Source organism: Streptomyces triculaminicus (genome assembly GCF_017349075.1).
In the GTDB taxonomy this organism is placed as follows: Bacteria; Actinomycetota; Actinomycetes; order Streptomycetales; family Streptomycetaceae; genus Streptomyces; species Streptomyces triculaminicus.
Window position 1 is genome coordinate 1,630,634 of sequence record NZ_JAFMOF010000001.1, and the last position, 15,339, is coordinate 1,645,972.

The 15,339-nt window shown below is 71.1% G+C and carries 15 protein-coding genes; 13 read left to right on the forward strand and 2 right to left on the reverse strand.

The features are described 5' to 3' along the window. Nucleotides 1–60: 60 nt before the first annotated feature. From J1792_RS07585 to folE, 5 genes are all read left to right on the forward strand, one after another. On the forward strand, nt 61–1,182 hold the full coding sequence (locus J1792_RS07585) for an Rv3626c family coenzyme F420 biosynthesis-associated protein (protein WP_086566595.1): 1,122 nt from the start codon (nt 61–63) through the stop codon (nt 1,180–1,182). Between the two features lie 212 nt (nt 1,183–1,394). Then, the gene (gene tilS / locus J1792_RS07590; RefSeq protein ID WP_086566596.1) at nt 1,395–2,417 is read left to right on the forward strand and encodes a tRNA lysidine(34) synthetase TilS; all 1,023 of its coding nucleotides are present in this window, start codon (nt 1,395–1,397) and stop codon (nt 2,415–2,417) included. 34 nt (nt 2,418–2,451) lie between these two features. Then, nucleotides 2,452–2,991: a hypoxanthine phosphoribosyltransferase gene (gene hpt / locus J1792_RS07595; protein ID WP_086566629.1), complete on the forward strand. Its 540-nt coding sequence runs from the start codon at nt 2,452–2,454 to the stop codon at nt 2,989–2,991. Between the two features lie 253 nt (nt 2,992–3,244). After that, nucleotides 3,245–5,260 carry an ATP-dependent zinc metalloprotease FtsH gene (gene ftsH, locus J1792_RS07600; RefSeq protein ID WP_086566598.1) on the forward strand — a complete coding sequence of 672 codons (2,016 nt, stop codon included), beginning with the start codon at nt 3,245–3,247 and terminating at the stop codon, nt 5,258–5,260. 156 nt (nt 5,261–5,416) lie between these two features. Beyond that, a complete protein-coding gene (folE, locus tag J1792_RS07605) occupies nt 5,417–6,022 on the forward strand; it encodes a GTP cyclohydrolase I FolE (RefSeq protein WP_086566600.1) in 606 nt (201 codons plus the stop codon). A gap of 116 nt (nt 6,023–6,138) precedes the next feature. Here the strand turns inward: folE and J1792_RS07610 are convergent, their stop codons facing one another. Further along, nucleotides 6,139–7,251 carry an alpha/beta hydrolase gene (locus tag J1792_RS07610; protein WP_086566602.1) on the reverse strand — a complete coding sequence of 371 codons (1,113 nt, stop codon included), beginning with the start codon at nt 7,249–7,251 and terminating at the stop codon, nt 6,139–6,141. Between the two features lie 170 nt (nt 7,252–7,421). On the opposite strand from J1792_RS07610, the gene J1792_RS07615 reads away from it, so the two are divergent. From J1792_RS07615 to J1792_RS07640, 6 genes are all read left to right on the forward strand, one after another. Next, nucleotides 7,422–9,275, forward strand: coding sequence for a phosphatidylglycerol lysyltransferase domain-containing protein (locus J1792_RS07615; RefSeq protein WP_086566604.1), 1,854 nt, complete (start codon nt 7,422–7,424; stop codon nt 9,273–9,275). 135 nt (nt 9,276–9,410) lie between these two features. Next, nucleotides 9,411–10,295: a dihydropteroate synthase gene (folP, locus tag J1792_RS07620; RefSeq protein WP_086566606.1), complete on the forward strand. Its 885-nt coding sequence runs from the start codon at nt 9,411–9,413 to the stop codon at nt 10,293–10,295. Further along, nucleotides 10,292–10,774, forward strand: a complete 483-nt coding sequence (locus J1792_RS07625; protein ID WP_086566607.1) for a nuclear transport factor 2 family protein — start codon at nt 10,292–10,294, stop codon at nt 10,772–10,774. The genes folP and J1792_RS07625 overlap by 4 nt, the downstream gene beginning before the upstream one ends. Before the next feature lie 309 nt (nt 10,775–11,083). Further along, nucleotides 11,084–11,443 (forward strand): dihydroneopterin aldolase, encoded by a 360-nt coding sequence (gene folB / locus J1792_RS07630; protein ID WP_362255359.1) that lies wholly within the window; start codon nt 11,084–11,086, stop codon nt 11,441–11,443. Continuing rightward, on the forward strand, nt 11,440–12,033 hold the full coding sequence (gene folK, locus J1792_RS07635) for a 2-amino-4-hydroxy-6-hydroxymethyldihydropteridine diphosphokinase (protein ID WP_207246877.1): 594 nt from the start codon (nt 11,440–11,442) through the stop codon (nt 12,031–12,033). The genes folB and folK overlap by 4 nt, the downstream gene beginning before the upstream one ends. 54 nt (nt 12,034–12,087) lie before the next feature. Beyond that, complete coding sequence (locus tag J1792_RS07640) at nt 12,088–12,579, forward strand: DUF3180 domain-containing protein (protein WP_179198753.1); 492 nt, start codon at nt 12,088–12,090, stop codon at nt 12,577–12,579. Nucleotides 12,580–12,599: 20 nt separating this feature from the next. Here J1792_RS07640 and J1792_RS07645 read toward each other — a convergent pair whose 3' ends face one another. After that, nucleotides 12,600–13,772: an ABC transporter ATP-binding protein gene (locus tag J1792_RS07645; RefSeq protein WP_086566613.1), complete on the reverse strand. Its 1,173-nt coding sequence runs from the start codon at nt 13,770–13,772 to the stop codon at nt 12,600–12,602. Between the two features lie 132 nt (nt 13,773–13,904). Here J1792_RS07645 and J1792_RS07650 point away from each other — a divergent pair, with 132 nt between their 5' ends. Then, nucleotides 13,905–14,636 carry an ABC transporter permease gene (locus J1792_RS07650; protein ID WP_086566615.1) on the forward strand — a complete coding sequence of 244 codons (732 nt, stop codon included), beginning with the start codon at nt 13,905–13,907 and terminating at the stop codon, nt 14,634–14,636. Then, the gene (locus tag J1792_RS07655; RefSeq protein ID WP_086566617.1) at nt 14,636–15,328 is read left to right on the forward strand and encodes an ABC transporter permease; all 693 of its coding nucleotides are present in this window, start codon (nt 14,636–14,638) and stop codon (nt 15,326–15,328) included. Before J1792_RS07650 ends, J1792_RS07655 begins: the two co-directional genes overlap by 1 nt. Nucleotides 15,329–15,339: the final 11 nt, after the last annotated feature.

A 15,339-nucleotide genomic window follows, 5' to 3' on the forward strand; every position in this document is an offset into this window, starting at 1 on the left:
CCCCGTGGGGGACCGGGTAAGACCTCACTCGGAGCCGTGCGCAGCACGTACGGTGAAGGCATGACGAGCGTCGGTGGCACGGAGATGGTCGACTGGAAGCTCGCGGTCGCGACCGCGACCCGGCTCGTACGTCCGGGGCCGGAGGTGAGCCGGGACGAGGCGCGTGAGGTGGTCGCCGAACTGCGGCGGCACGCCGAGGCGTCGGAGGGGCATGTGCGGGGGTTCACGCGCATGGGCCTGCGGGAGGGCGAGGCCGGGGTGCGGACGCCCGTGCTGGTCGTCGACCGGGCGGGGTGGGTGAAGGCGAACGTCGCCGGGTTCCGGGCGGTGCTCGGGCCGTTGCTGGAGAAGATGCAGGGCCGCCGCGCGGGCCTGCCGGGCGGTGCCGTGCTGGGGACGGTCGGCGGCAAGGTGACCGGCGTCGAGCTGGGGATGCTGCTGTCGTTCCTGGCGTCGCGGGTGCTGGGGCAGTACGAGACGTTCGCGCCGGTGACGCGCGACCTGCCGGGGTCTCCCGAGAGCGGCGGGCGGCTGCTGCTCGTGGCGCCCAACATCGTGCAGGTGGAGCGCGAGCTGGACGTCGACCCGCATGACTTCCGGCTGTGGGTGTGCCTGCACGAGGAGACCCACCGGACGCAGTTCACGGCCGTGCCCTGGCTGCGGGACCACATCGAGGGGGAGATCCAGACCTTCCTGGCGGAGACGGACGTGGACCCCGCCACGCTCCTCGAGCGGGTGCGGGAGGCGGCGCAGTCGTTGACGGGCGCGCGGCCTCCGCAGGAGGGGCGCAGCATCGTCGAGCTGGTGCAGACGCCCGCGCAGCGGGAGATCCTCACCCGGCTGACGGCCGTGATGTCCCTGCTGGAGGGTCACGCCGACTACGTGATGGACGGCGTGGGCCCTCAGGTCGTGCCGAGCGTCGCGGAGATCCGGGAGAAGTTCCAGAAGCGGCGCGCCAGCGGCGCGGGCCGGCTGGACGCGGCGCTGCGCAAGCTGCTGGGTCTGGACGCCAAGCTGCGGCAGTACCGTGATGGCGAACGGTTCGTGCGGGCCGTGGTCGACGAGGTCGGCATGGACGGCTTCAACCGCGTCTGGACGTCGCCGAACACGCTGCCCACCAAGGCCGAGATCGCCAAACCGGCGGACTGGGTCGCACGGGTGCACGGTCGTACCGACGGGTGACGTCGGCACGCGCCGTGCCGGAAGAACGCTCCCGTTATCACCCGTCCGAGGGACCGTTTGCCAAGGGTGGGCGTGCGATGCTCGGGTAAAGGCTCGTCTCTGTCACCATCGACGCACACAGCGTGACGGAGACGGCGGATACTCGGAGCCGGCAAGGCGCCGAGGTCGGCTCCGCCACCCCCCTTTCGCATGGAACGATTGGACACACGGACATGGGTCCACACCCCGCGGTCGCGGCGATACGCCTGGCGGTCCGCCGCGTTCTCCACGACGTACTCACCCTCGCTCCGCCCGCCTCCGTACCCAGCGCGGCCGGCGACCGGCCGCCGCTCGTCCTCGCCGCCTGCTCCGGCGGCGCCGACTCCATGGCCCTCGCCTCCGCCCTCGCCTTCGAGGCCCCCCGTCTCGGAGTCCGGGCCGGCGGCGTGACCGTGGACCACGGCCTCCAGGCCGGTTCCGACCTGCGTGCCGCCGAGGTCGTCAGCCGCCTCGCCGTTCTCGGCCTCGACCCCGTGGAGGCCGTGCGCGTCGACGTCGGCCGTGAGGGCGGCCCCGAGGCCGCCGCCCGCGACGCCCGCTACGCCGCCCTGGACGCCGTCGCCGACCGGCACGGCGCGGCCGCGATCCTGCTCGGCCACACCCGTGACGACCAGGCGGAGACCGTGCTGCTGGGCCTCGCCCGCGGCTCCGGCATCCGCTCGCTGTCCGGCATGGCCACCGCCTCCGGCGTCGGCGGCCGCTACCGCCGGCCCTTCCTCGGCCTGGACCGCCAGACCGCCCGCAAGGCCTGCATGGTGCAGTCCCTGCCCGTCTGGGACGACCCGCACAACGCCGACCCGGCCTACACCCGCTCCCGGGTCCGCCACGAAGCCCTGCCCGTCCTGGAGAAGGCCCTGGGCAAGGGCGTCGTCGAGGCGCTCGCCCGGACCGCCCAGCTCTCCCGCGACGACGCCGACGCCCTCGACTCCTGGGCCGCCGCCGTGGAGCCCTCCGTCCGGGACGACGCCGGCGACCTCGAGGTCGCCAAGCTCTTCGCCCTGCCGCCCGCCGTCCGCCGCCGGGTGCTGCGCCGCGCGGCCATCGAGGCGGGCTCCCCGGCCGGTTCCCTCTTCGCCCGGCACCTGGAAGAGGTCGACCGGCTGATCACCGGTTGGCGCGGCCAGGGGGCCATCAACCTGCCCGGGCGCGTCGCGGTGCGCAGGCAGGGTGGCAGACTGGTCCTCCGGCAATCGTGAACGAGCGAGAGTGGCGCGGGTGGACGACAAGGACATGGGCACCGATCTGAAGTCGGTGCTCATCACCAAGGAAGAGATCGACGCGAAGCTGGCTGAGCTGGCCGCGAAGATCGACGCGGACTACGCGGGCAAGGACCTGCTCATCGTGGGCGTTCTCAAGGGCGCCGTGATGGTGATGGCGGACCTGGCGCGTGCCCTGTCCAACCCCGTCACCATGGACTGGATGGCCGTGTCCTCCTACGGCGCGGGCACCCAGTCCTCCGGAGTGGTCCGCATCCTCAAGGACCTCGACACCGACATCAAGGGCAAGCACGTCCTGATCGTCGAGGACATCATCGACTCCGGCCTGACCCTGTCGTGGCTGCTGTCGAACCTCGGCTCCCGCGAGCCGGCGTCGCTCAATGTCGTGACGCTGCTGCGCAAGCCGGAGGCGGCCAAGGTCGCCATCGACGTGAAGTGGGTCGGCTTCGACATCCCCAACGAGTTCGTCGTCGGTTATGGTCTCGACTTCGCGGAGAAGTACCGCAATCTGCCCTTCGTGGGCACGCTCGCGCCGCACGTCTACGGCGGCTGAGCGTCCCCGCACCCCTGACGGACGGGGTCTTCCGGCGGGCGGGAACCGAATTCGGCTTCCCGCCGTTGGAGCAGGGGAGGGCGGGTGTTGACCGTCCTTGGCGGCGTCGGGTGACAATGCTGGGGTACCGTCCGAAGGTCAGTCTTTTCAATCTTTTCAAGGTCGAGCACGACACCGCACGCACAGGCACCCCGATCCGGGGTCGCCGTGCCTCACTGTGGCAGGAGGGACGGGGCGCTCGCGCCCCGTATGGATGGACGTGAAGCGCTACTTCCGTGGGCCGGTCATGTGGATCGTGCTGGCCGTCCTCGCCGTGGTCGTGTTGATGCAGGTCGTCGGCTCGTCCGGCGGCTACAAGTCGGTGGACACCAGTCAGGTAGTCCATGCGATCGACAAGAACCAGGTGAAGTCGGCCGAACTGACGACCGGCGACGAGAACAAGATCAAGATCGAGCTCAAGAGCGGCGTCAAGATCAAGGGCTCGAGCAAGGTCCAGGCGAACTACATCGGCGACCAGGGCGTCGAGATCTCCAAGGATCTCCAGGCCAAGGCCGATGACGACGACACCAGCACGCTGCCCGACGGGTACAACGTCTCGACGTCGAAGCAGAACCCCTTCCTGGGCGTGCTGCTCTCGCTGCTGCCGTTCGTCCTCATCGTCGTCGTCTTCCTGTTCCTGATGAACCAGATGCAGGGCGGCGGCTCCCGGGTCATGAACTTCGGGAAGTCCAAGGCCAAGCTGATCACCAAGGACACCCCGAAGACGACCTTCTCCGACGTGGCCGGCTCCGACGAGGCCGTCGAGGAGCTCCACGAGATCAAGGAGTTCCTGCAGGAGCCCGCGAAGTTCCAGGCCGTGGGCGCCAAGATCCCCAAGGGTGTGCTGCTCTACGGCCCGCCCGGTACGGGCAAGACCCTGCTCGCGCGCGCCGTCGCCGGCGAGGCGGGCGTGCCGTTCTACTCCATCTCCGGCTCCGACTTCGTCGAGATGTTCGTGGGTGTGGGTGCCTCCCGGGTCCGTGACCTGTTCGAGCAGGCCAAGGCCAACGCCCCCGCCATCGTCTTCGTCGACGAGATCGACGCCGTGGGCCGGCACCGTGGCGCGGGCCTCGGCGGCGGTCACGACGAGCGCGAGCAGACCCTGAACCAGCTGCTCGTCGAGATGGACGGCTTCGACGTCAAGGGCGGCGTCATCCTGATCGCCGCCACCAACCGCCCGGACATCCTCGACCCGGCGCTGCTGCGCCCGGGCCGTTTCGACCGGCAGATCGCCGTCGACCGTCCGGACATGCAGGGCCGTCTGGAGATCCTCAAGGTTCACCAGAAGGGCAAGCCGGTCGCCCCGGACGTCGACCTGGGCGCCGTCGCCCGTCGTACGCCCGGCTTCACCGGCGCGGACCTGTCGAACGTGCTGAACGAGGCGGCGCTGCTCACGGCCCGCAGCGACAAGAAGCTGATCGACAACCACTCGCTGGACGAGGCGATCGACCGTGTCGTGGCCGGACCGCAGAAGCGGACCCGGATCATGAGCGACAAGGAGAAGAAGATCACCGCGTACCACGAGGGCGGACACGCCCTGGTCGCGGCGGCCTCCCCGAACTCCGACCCGGTGCACAAGATCACGATCCTGTCCCGGGGCCGCGCGCTCGGCTACACCATGGTCCTCCCCGACGAGGACAAGTACTCCACCACGCGCAACGAGATGCTCGACCAGCTGGCCTACATGCTGGGCGGCCGCGCGGCCGAGGAGCTGGTCTTCCACGACCCGACCACGGGCGCCGCGAACGACATCGAGAAGGCCACCGCCACGGCCCGCGCGATGGTCACCCAGTACGGCATGACCGAGCGCCTCGGCGCGATCAAGTTCGGCTCCGACAATTCCGAGCCGTTCCTGGGCCGCGAGATGGCGCACCAGCGCGACTACTCCGAAGAGGTCGCCGCGCTGGTCGACGAAGAGGTCAAGAAGCTCATCGAGACCGCGCACAACGAGGCGTGGGAGATCCTGGTCGAGAACCGTGACATTCTCGACAACCTCGTTCTGGCCCTCCTCGAGAAGGAGACGCTGAACAAGGAGGAGATCGCCGAGATCTTCAAGCACGTCGTGAAGCGCCCGGCCCGCCCCGCGTGGACCGGCTCCTCGCGCCGTACGCCCTCCAGCCGCCCGCCGGTGCTCTCGCCCAAGGAGCTCGCCCCGGCCAACAACGGCGCCTCGCCGTCGGTCGACTCGGTCGAGCTGTCCAAGGACGCGCCGAGCACTCCGGAGAGCTGATCGGCGGCTCCCCGCGAGCCGTCGCCCGGGGCCGTACAGGGCCCGGAATGGATGCCGCGCCACCCAGGTTTTAGCCTTGGGGGCGCGGCATCGCGCATTTCCCCCCTCCGGTGGGGCCGCACGCAGCGCATAGGCACGAGAGAACGAGGCAAGCCCATGACCGACCCGGTGACGCTGGACGCCGAGGGCTCCATCGGTGAGTTCGATGAGAAGCGGGCCGAGAACGCCGTCCGTGAGCTGCTGATAGCGGTCGGGGAGGACCCGGACCGGGAGGGCCTGCGGGAGACCCCGGCGCGGGTGGCCCGGGCGTACAAGGAGATATTCGCCGGCCTGTGGCAGGAGCCGCAGGACGTGCTCACCACGACCTTCGACCTCGGCCACGACGAGATGGTGCTGGTCCGCGACATCGAGGTGTACAGCACCTGCGAGCACCACCTGGTGCCGTTCCACGGCGTGGCGCACGTGGGCTACATCCCCTCCACCAGCGGCAAGATCACCGGCCTCTCGAAGCTGGCCCGGCTGGTGGACGTCTACGCCCGCCGCCCGCAGGTGCAGGAGCGGCTGACGACGCAGATCGCGGACTCGCTGATGGAGATCCTGGAGCCGCGCGGCGTCGTCGTGGTCATCGAGTGCGAGCACATGTGCATGTCCATGCGCGGCATCCGCAAGCCGGGCGCCAAGACGCTGACCTCCGCCGTGCGGGGCCAGCTGCGCGACGCGGCCACGCGTGCCGAGGCCATGAGCCTGATCATGGCCCGCTGACGCCGAGCCCGATCACGGCCCGCTGGGACGGGGCCGGGCGCCGGCCCCGGGCCACGGCGTACCGCCCCCGGACATGGAAAGGGCCCGCACGACGGCGGGCCCCGGGCTGGTGGCGACTAGGCGCTCAGGCGGCTGCTCATCCACTTGAGGGTGGGGTTCAGCTCGCGGCGCCAGGTGTTGAAGTTGTGGCCGCCGCTCTCGAGGATGATCGAGGAGACCCGGGTGGGGGACTTCGACGCCATGTCGATGAACTTCAGGGTGTCCTTGTAGTTGTGCTCGCCCTTCTTGCTGGAGGTCACCAGCAGCGAGACGGGCGGCAGCTCCTTGTTCTTCAGCCGCCACAGCAGGTCGTTCTCCCGCTCCAGCGACTTGCTGTTGCCGAAGAGGTTTCCGGTGGTGGCGTCCTGCGGGGCCTTGTAGTAGCCGGACAGGGAGGCGGCGGCGGAGTACGCGTCGGGGTGGCGCATGGCGAACTTCAGGGCGCAGTAGCCGCCGGTGGAGTCGCCGATGATGCCCCAGTTCTTCGCCTGGGTGCCGACGCGGTAGTGCTCGGAGACGGCCTTGCGCAGGTCCTTCGTGAAGAAGGTCTCGGTCTGGGGGCCGTTGGGTATGTCGATGCACTCGGTGTCGCGGGGCGGGGCGACGGTGGGCCGCATCATCACGAGGATGGTGGGCTGCATCTTCTTGTCCTTGGCCAGCTTGTGCGCGCGCACCGGGTAGTCCAGGCCCTTGACCAGGGCCTCGGCGGTGCCCGGGTAGCCGGTCAGGGCGACGGAGGCCGGAAAGGTCTTGTTCGCGTACTCCGGCTGGAAGTACTCCGGCGGCAGGTAGACGTAGGCCGGGCTGCTGATCTTCGACTCGGGGCCGACGATGTTGATCTTCTCGATCTTGCCGCCGACGCGCGGTACGTCACCGCGCGGGACCTTCACGGCCTGGGCGCTGACGACCTGCACCCGCTTGGCGCCCGCGCTGTGGTCGACGACGACGCCCTCGTTCTTGACCTGTCCGAAGAGGTCGGCCCAGGATCCGTAGAAGCCGAAGGACTGGTTCGCCCACAGGCCGATCGCGGCGAACAGCGACAACTGCGTGGCCAGCATCATGCCGATGCGGGCGCTGACGGGACCGATGCCCTTCTTGCCGAGCCGGGGCCAGAGCCAAATGGTCAATGCGAAGAGCACTACCGCAGCCACGATGGCCAGCAGGAGTACTGGCATGCTGGTGAGACCCATGAGGTGCTTTCTGCCGAGCGACCCGGCGCCGAGTCGCGGAATGGTTACTTCTTTCCGGGCTCGGCCCCCCACGGAACCTCAACCCCGAAACCGTCGTCCTACAGGGCGCACATTGTCCGGGCGCTGCCGCCGAACGGCGCAGGTCCTCTCGACATGGACGACGGGAAGAGATGTCTGTCAGGGTAGATGGCAAAAAGTCCGATGGGGTTCCCTCGGGGCCCAAGTGGCTGTCGGGGCTTGCGCGTATCGCCAGGGGACCCAGGCCGGAGCGCGTTCCGGCGGTCGTGGGCACGGTCGCCGCCCTCATCGGTCTGGCCGACATCGCGGCGGGGGTCATCCCCCGGTTCCGCTGGAGCAAGGTCCACTCCCTCGCCGAGGTCCTGCCCGGCAGTGTGACCCAGCTGGCCGCGGCCGGCTCGATCATCGTCGGCATCCTGCTGCTCATGCTCGCCCACGGCCTCAAGCGGGCCAAGAAGCGGGCCTGGCTCGCCGCCGTCGTGGTGCTGCCGATCGGCGCCGCCGCCCAGCTGATCTACCGCCACTCCTACGCCGGCGCGATCCTGTCGCTGCTGCTGTTCATCTACCTCGTCGGCCACAGCAAGGCCTTCTACGCGCTGCCCGACCCGCGCAGCCGCTGGAAGGCGCTGGCCAACTTCATCCTGATGGGCGCCTTCAGCTTCGGCCTGGGCTGGGTCATCGTCGGCTCGCACCCCAAGCAGATGGTCGGCGACCCGCCGGTGCTGGAGCAGATCGAGCACGTCATCTGGGGCCTGTTCGGCTTCGAGGGATCGATCCGCTACACGGGCGGCGTCGACTACACCGTCGGCTACTCCCTGGGTGCCCTCGGCCTGCTGACCGTGGCCACCACCGCGTACCTGGCCTTCCTCCCGGCGTACCCCGCGCCCGTGCTCACCGAGCAGGACGAGGACAAGCTGCGCGAGCTGCTCGCCAAGCACGGTGAGCGCGACTCGCTCGGCCACTTCGCGCTGCGCCGCGACAAGAGCGTCGTCTTCTCGCCCTCCGGCAAGGCCGCCGTCTCCTATCGCGTGGTCTCCGGCGTGATGCTGGCCAGCGGTGACCCGATCGGCGACGTCGAGGCCTGGCCGGGCGCGATCGAGCAGTTCATGGAGCTGGCCAAGCGCCACTCCTGGACCCCCGCGGTCGCCGGCTGCAGCGAGACCGGTGGCGAGGTCTGGACCCGCGAGACGGGCCTGGACGCCCTCGAGATGGGTGACGAGGCCATCGTCGACGTCGCCGACTTCAGCCTGACCGGCCGTTCCATGCGCAACGTCCGCCAGATGGTCAAGCGCATCGAGCGCAACGGCTACTCCACCAAGGTGCGCCGCGTCGGCGACCTGACCCCCGAGGAGCTGGAGGCCGTCCAGAAGGCCGCCAACGCCTGGCGTGACACCGAGGACGAGCGCGGCTTCTCCATGGCCCTGGGCCGCATCGGCGACCCCAAGGACCTGGACGCGATCATCGCGACGGCCCACAAGGACCCGGAGGAGGGCGAGGACCTCGCCTTCGGCGACCTGCGCGCCATGCAGCACTACGTGCCGTGGGGCAAGGACGGCAGCTCGCTCGAGCTGATGCGCCGCGACCGCAGCGCCGACCCGGGCATGAACGAGCTGCTGATCGTCGCCTTCCTCCAGGCCGCGCCCGAGCTCAAGATCAAGCGCCTGTCGCTGAACTTCGCGTTCTTCCGCTCCGCCCTCGAGCGCGGCGGCAAGCTGGGCGCGGGCCCGGTCGTGCGCATCCAGCGCACGGTGCTGATCTTCCTCTCGCGCTGGTTCCAGATCGAGTCGCTGTACAAGTTCAACGAGAAGTTCCGGCCGCGCTGGGAGCCGCGCTTCATCGTCTTCCCGACCAGCCGCGACCTGCCCCGCATCGGCTTCGCGATGATGCAGGCGGAGGGCTTCCTGGAGCTGCCGCGCCTGCTGCGCCGCCGCCCGACGGAGCCCAAGCCGGAGCTGGACGACGAGGGCACCCTCGCCGAGCAGGGCGAGGTCACGCGCGCGGCGTGACGGCGCGCCCGTCGCCGACGGCATCCCCTAAGGCCCTCCCGGACACGTTCCGGGAGGGCCTTCGCGCCGTCCGGGCCCGTTTGTGGCCTCCCCGCGGGCGGTGCCGGGCCGTGCCTACGCCCTAGGCTGGTCGGTATGAGTACGTTGCGCGGCCCGGTCGGGCCGGTCGGACTGCCCGCGTGGGACCGGTGTGCGGTGATGGGCGTGGTGAACGTCACCCCCGACTCGTTCTCCGACGGGGGGCACTGGTTCGACACCGCCCTCGCCGTCAAGCGGGGCCTGGAGCTCGTCGCGGCCGGCGCCGACCTGGTCGACGTGGGCGGGGAGTCCACCCGCCCCGGCGCGGTGCGCGTGGACGAGGACGAGGAGCTGCGCCGGGTGGTCCCGGTCGTCCGCGAGCTGGCCGGCGAGGGGGTGGTGGTGTCGGTGGACACCATGCGCGCCTCGGTCGCCGAGGCCGCCGTCGCGGCTGGCGCGGTGCTGGTCAACGACGTCAGCGGCGGCCTGGCGGACCCGGCGATGGTGCCCGTGGTGGCCGCCGCCGGGGTGCCGTTCGTGGTCATGCACTGGCGCGGCTTCAGCGCCGACATGAACAGCCGGGCGGTCTACGGGCCCGATGTGACCGGCGAGGTCCTCGCCGAGATGCGGCGGCGGGTCGACGAGGTGATCGCGGCGGGCCTGGAGCCGGACCGCCTGGTCGTCGACCCGGGGCTGGGCTTCGCCAAGAACGCCGAGCACGACCTGGCACTGGTGGCCGGGCTGGCCCGGCTGCGCCGGGAGCTGGACCTGCCGCTGCTGGTGGCCGCCTCCCGCAAGCGCTTCCTGGGCCGGGTGCTGGCCGGCCCCGAGGGGGATCCGCCGCCCGCCCGCGAGCGGGACGCCGCCACGGCCGCCGTCTCCACGCTCGCGGCGTACGAGGGGGCCTGGGCGGTGCGGGTGCACGAGGTGCGGGCCAGCGCGGACGCCGTACGGGTCGTCCGGGCCGTCCGGGCCGCCGCGGCCGCAGAGGGGGCCGCGTGAGCGCCGCCCGTACGGACAGCGAGCGGGTCGAGCTGGCGAACACCGCCCTGTACGAGGCGGTGGAGCGCGGGGACACCGCGGCGATGGACCGCCTCTGGCTGAACGATCCCCGCACCGACGTCTCCTGCGTGCACCCCGGCTGGCCGGTGCTGCGCGGGCGCAACGAGGTGCTGCGCTCGTACGCCCTGATCATGGCCAGCACGGACTACATCCAGTTCTTCCTCACGGACGTCGAGGTGTCCGTCTCCGGCGACACCGCCCTGGTGACCTGCACGGAGAACATCCTCAGCGGCGCCCCGGCGGAGAACGAGGGCGAGCTGGGCCCGCTGGTGGGCCAGCTGGTCGTGGCCACCAACGTCTTCCGGCGGGCCGGCGACGAGTGGAAGGTCTGGTCGCACCACGGGTCGCCGGTGCTGGCGGGGCGCGAGGACGAGGACGAGGAGGACGAGGAGTCCGGGCCGACGGAGCCGGCGGGCTGAGCGGACAGGCTGGGCCGACGGGGTGACGGGCGGGTACGACACGTCAGCGTGAAGGGTATGTGACCACTCGTTCGAGCTGCTTGCTGCCCGGGTAGGGGTGGATCACGGAGCTCCGGGTAAGCGCGGCGGGAGCCGGCTAGCACCCTCGGCGTCCTTTGTCCATAGCACCCGTGGACGGGCACTGTCGGTGCCCGCAGGTAGATTCGAACGTGGGCGACCCGGTCCGGGACCGGGTCCGGGCGCAGCGCCGGCCATGGGCCGGGGCGCTCCCGTACCGGCCCATACCGACAACCAGCAGGAGTGATTCGTGTGGATCGTGTCGCGCTGCGCGGCTTGAAGGCTCGCGGGCACCACGGGGTGTTCCCCCGGGAACGCGAGGAGGGTCAGACCTTCATCGTGGACCTGGTGCTGAGCCTGGACACGCGGGCTGCCGCGGCCGACGACGACCTCGCGAAGACAGTGCACTACGGCATCGTGGCGGAGGAGGTCGTCGGCATCGTCGAGGGCGAGCCCGTCGACCTCATCGAGACGCTTGCCGAGCGGATCGCCGAGCAATGCCTCAAGCACGATCCGGTGCGGGAGGTGGAGGTCGTCGTGCACAAGCCCGACGCGCCGATCACCGTGCCGTTCGACGATGTGACCATCACGATCACCCGGAGCCGAGTATGAGCAGCAGCGACCCGACCGTGCAGCCGGTGCCCGCCTCCGTGGTGGAGCGGGTGGACGCCGCCGATGTGACGCTGAGCAACCCCAAGCGAGCCGTGATCTCCATCGGCAGCAACCTGGGCAACCGCCTGGAGATCCTCCAGGGCGCGATCGACGCGCTGGAGGACACGCCGGGCCTGCGGGTCAAGGCCGTCTCCCCGGTCTACGAGACCGAGCCGTGGGGCGTCGATCCGGGCACCCAGCCGTCGTACTTCAACGCGGTGGTGCTGGTGAAGACCACCCTGCCGCCGGACTCCCTGCTCGAGCGCGGTCACGCGATCGAGGAGGCCTTCGAGCGGGTGCGGGAGCGCCGCTGGGGCGCGCGCACGCTGGATGTGGACATCGTCACGTACCAGGACGTCGTCTCCGACGACCCGGGGCTGACGCTGCCGCACCCGAGGGCCCACGAGCGCGCCTTCGTGCTCGTGCCGTGGTACGACGTGGACCCTGAGGCCGAGGTTCCGGGCCGGGGCCCGGTGGTGGAGCTGCTGGCCGAGATCGGCAGTGCCGGGGTCGAACCCCGTACCGACCTGGAACTCCGACTGCCGGAGTAGCCGTTCGGCGTGTGTAGTGGTCGAGGGAGAACGACGATGAGGGGCGACGGCTCGGTGAAGCAACTTCGGATCGGGGTGCTGGTCGGGCTGTTCGCCGCGGCCGGGGTGCTGTCGTGGGCCGGTGCCCGCCTGTGGGACTCCTTCGGCACGCTTCCGAGCGTGCCGGTGGCCGCGCCGATCGTGCTGGCGGTGATCGCCGTCGTGCTCGCCGCGACGGCCCTGTCCCTGCGGGCCAGGCTGCGCGCCCAGCGCGAGCGCCGGCCCGGCGCGAAGGGCGTCGACCCGCTGCTGGCCGCCCGTGCCGTCGTCTTCGGGCAGGCCAGCGCCCTGGTCGCCGCCCTGGTCGCGGGCGTGTACGGCGGCGTCGGCGTCTTCCTCCTCATCGACGGGCTCGACGTCCCCGCCCGGCGGGATCAGGCCATCTACGCCGGTGCCTCCGTCCTCGCGGGCGCGTGCGTCGTGGCCGCGGCCTTCTTCATGGAGCGGGTGTGCAAGCTCCCGGAGGACGACGACGAGAACGGCGGAGCGGACGCCACCCGCGCGTGAGGCGCCGTCACGCCCTAGGCCTACAGCCCCGGCACCGTATCCAGGTCCACCTCGCTGCGCGCCCCGCCCCGCGCGTCGGCCTCGATGGAGCGCCGCAGCGACTCGTGCAGCCGGGCCGGGGTGAGCACGCCCAGGTAGTGATCGGCCTGGTCGCCGTCCAGCACGGCGATCCACCCGGCGTCGTGCTGCAGCATCGTGCTGAACGCCTTCTTCAACGACGCCCCCAGCGGAAGCCACGCGTCCATGCGCCGCGCCCGCGACCGCACCCGGGCGTCGGGATCGCCGGAGGCCACCGCGTCCGCGGACACCCAGCCGTGCAGCCGTCCCGAGTCGTCCACGACGACGGCCCAGCGCGCGCCCTCCTCGGCGAGCCGCTCGGCCGCCGTGGACAGCGGGTCGTCCAGCCGGACCACCGGCGGCTGCTCGAGGTCTCCGGCCTCGATCGGCGTCACCGACAGCCGCTTCAGGCCCCGGTCGGCCCCGACGAAGTCGGCGACGTAGGGCGTGGCGGGAGCCCCGAGCACCGCCGCCGGAGCGTCGAACTGTTCGATGCGCCCGTTCCCGTAGACCGCGATGCGGTCGCCGAGGCGGACGGCCTCCTCGATGTCGTGCGTCACGAACAGCACGGTCTTGCGCACCTGTGACTGCAGGCGCAGGAACTCGCTCTGCAGCCGCTCGCGCACCACGGGGTCGACCGCGCCGAAGGGCTCGTCCATCAGGAGTACCGGCGGGTCCGCCGCCAGCGCGCGGGCCACGCCGACGCGCTGGCGCTGACCGCCCGAGAGCTGGTCGGGGTAGCGGTCGCCGTAGACGGTCGGGTCGAGGCCCACGAGGTCCAGCAGCTCGGCCGCCCGGGCGCGGGCGCGCTTGCGCTGCCAGCCCAGCAGGTGCGGCACGGTCGCGGTGTTGTCGAGCACCGTCTTGTGCGGGAAGAGCCCGACCTGCTGGATGACGTAGCCGATGCGGCGGCGCAGCCGTACCGGGTCGACGGCGGAGATGTCCTCGCCGTCCACGAGGATCCGGCCGCTGCTGGGCTCGATCAGCCGGTTGACCATCTTCATGGTGGTGGTCTTGCCGCACCCCGACGGTCCGACGAGCGTGACCAGCTCGCCCTCCGCCACCTCGAAGGACAGGTCGTCCACCGCGGTGGTGCCGTCGGCGTAGCGCTTGGTGACGTGCTCGAAACGGATCATGGTTCCCCATTGTCGCCGTACTGCCGCTCGAACAATGGTGGCAGGGATCCGCACGGCCGGAGGCGAATGTCAGTGCCCCGGGTTAGGGTCGCCGTGACAGACCGTGAAGGCCGAGGGGGAGGTGAGGCACGGATGGCGGACGGGAACTGCTTGATCGCCAATGACTGGATCTGCGGCGAGTACGTGCGCACGCGCGGTCAGGAGCTGACGGACGCGACCCTCCAGCACATCGGCATCACCCTGGCGTCGGTCGCCATAGGCCTGCTGGTCGCCTTCCCCCTGGCCCTGCTCGCCCGCAGGTGGCGGGCCGTCGCGGGGCCGGTCCTCGCCTCCACCACGATCCTGTACACGATCCCGTCGCTGGCCATGTTCTCGCTGCTGGTGCCCGTGTTCGGGCTGTCGGCGGCGGTCGTGGTGACCGGCCTGGTGCTGTATTCGCTGACGATCCTCGTGCGGAACATCCTCGCCGGCCTCGCGTCGGTGCCCCGTGAGGCCCGGGAGGCCGCGCGCGGCATGGGATACGGCCCGGTGCGCCTGCTGTTCGGGGTCGAACTGCCCCTCGCCCTGCCCGCCATGATGGCGGGTCTGCGGATCGCCACGGTCTCGACCGTCTCGCTGACCACGGTGGGGGCCATCATCGGGTACGGCGGCCTGGGCAACCTCGTCTACGAGGGCATGCGCAGCTACTTCAAGGCCCAGGTGCTGACCGCGTCGGTGCTGTGCGTGGTGCTGGCGGTCGTCGCCGACCTCGCCCTGCTGCTGGTGCAGCGGCTGCTGACGCCCTGGGCGCGGCCCAAGCGCCGTACGACGTCCCGCGGACCCGCCGCCCGCGGGGCCGGCCGGCCCGAGAAGGCGGTGGCCTGATGGGAGTCGTCGAGCGGACGTGGGACTGGCTGACCACCGCCGCCCACTGGAGCGGCACGGACGGCGTCTGGCACCGCCTGGGCGAGCATCTCTTCCTGACCGTGGTGTGCCTGCTGGTCTCGTGCGCCATCGCCCTGCCCGTCGCCGTGGTGCTGGGGCACCTGGGCAAGGGCGGCGCCCTCGCGGTGAACATCGCCAACGTGGGGCGGGCGGTGCCCACGTTCGCGGTGCTGGTGCTGTTGCTGCTCAGCCCGCTGGGCACGCACGGCTCCTGGCCCACCGTCATCGCGCTGGTGCTCTTCGCGATACCCCCGCTGCTGACCAACGCCTATGTGGGGATGCGCGAGGTCGACCGCGACATGGTGGAGGCCGCGCGGGGGATGGGCATGACGGGCGTTCAGGTCGTCGCCCGGGTCGAGCTCCCGCTGGCCTTCCCGCTGATCGTGACCGGGGTGCGGTCGGCCGCCGTGCAGGTGGTGGCCACGACCACGCTCGCCGCGCTGCCCGGCGGCGGCGGCCTCGGCCGGATCATCACGGCCGGCTTCCGGCTCACCGACACCGCGCAGGTGGTGGCGGGCGCCCTGCTGGTGGCCGTGCTGGCGCTGCTGGTCGAGGGCGCCTTCGTGCTGGCGCAGCGGTTTCTGGACCCGATGCGCGGGCATGTGACGTCTGTTCAAGATCGACTCGCCTGACTGGATGGAGA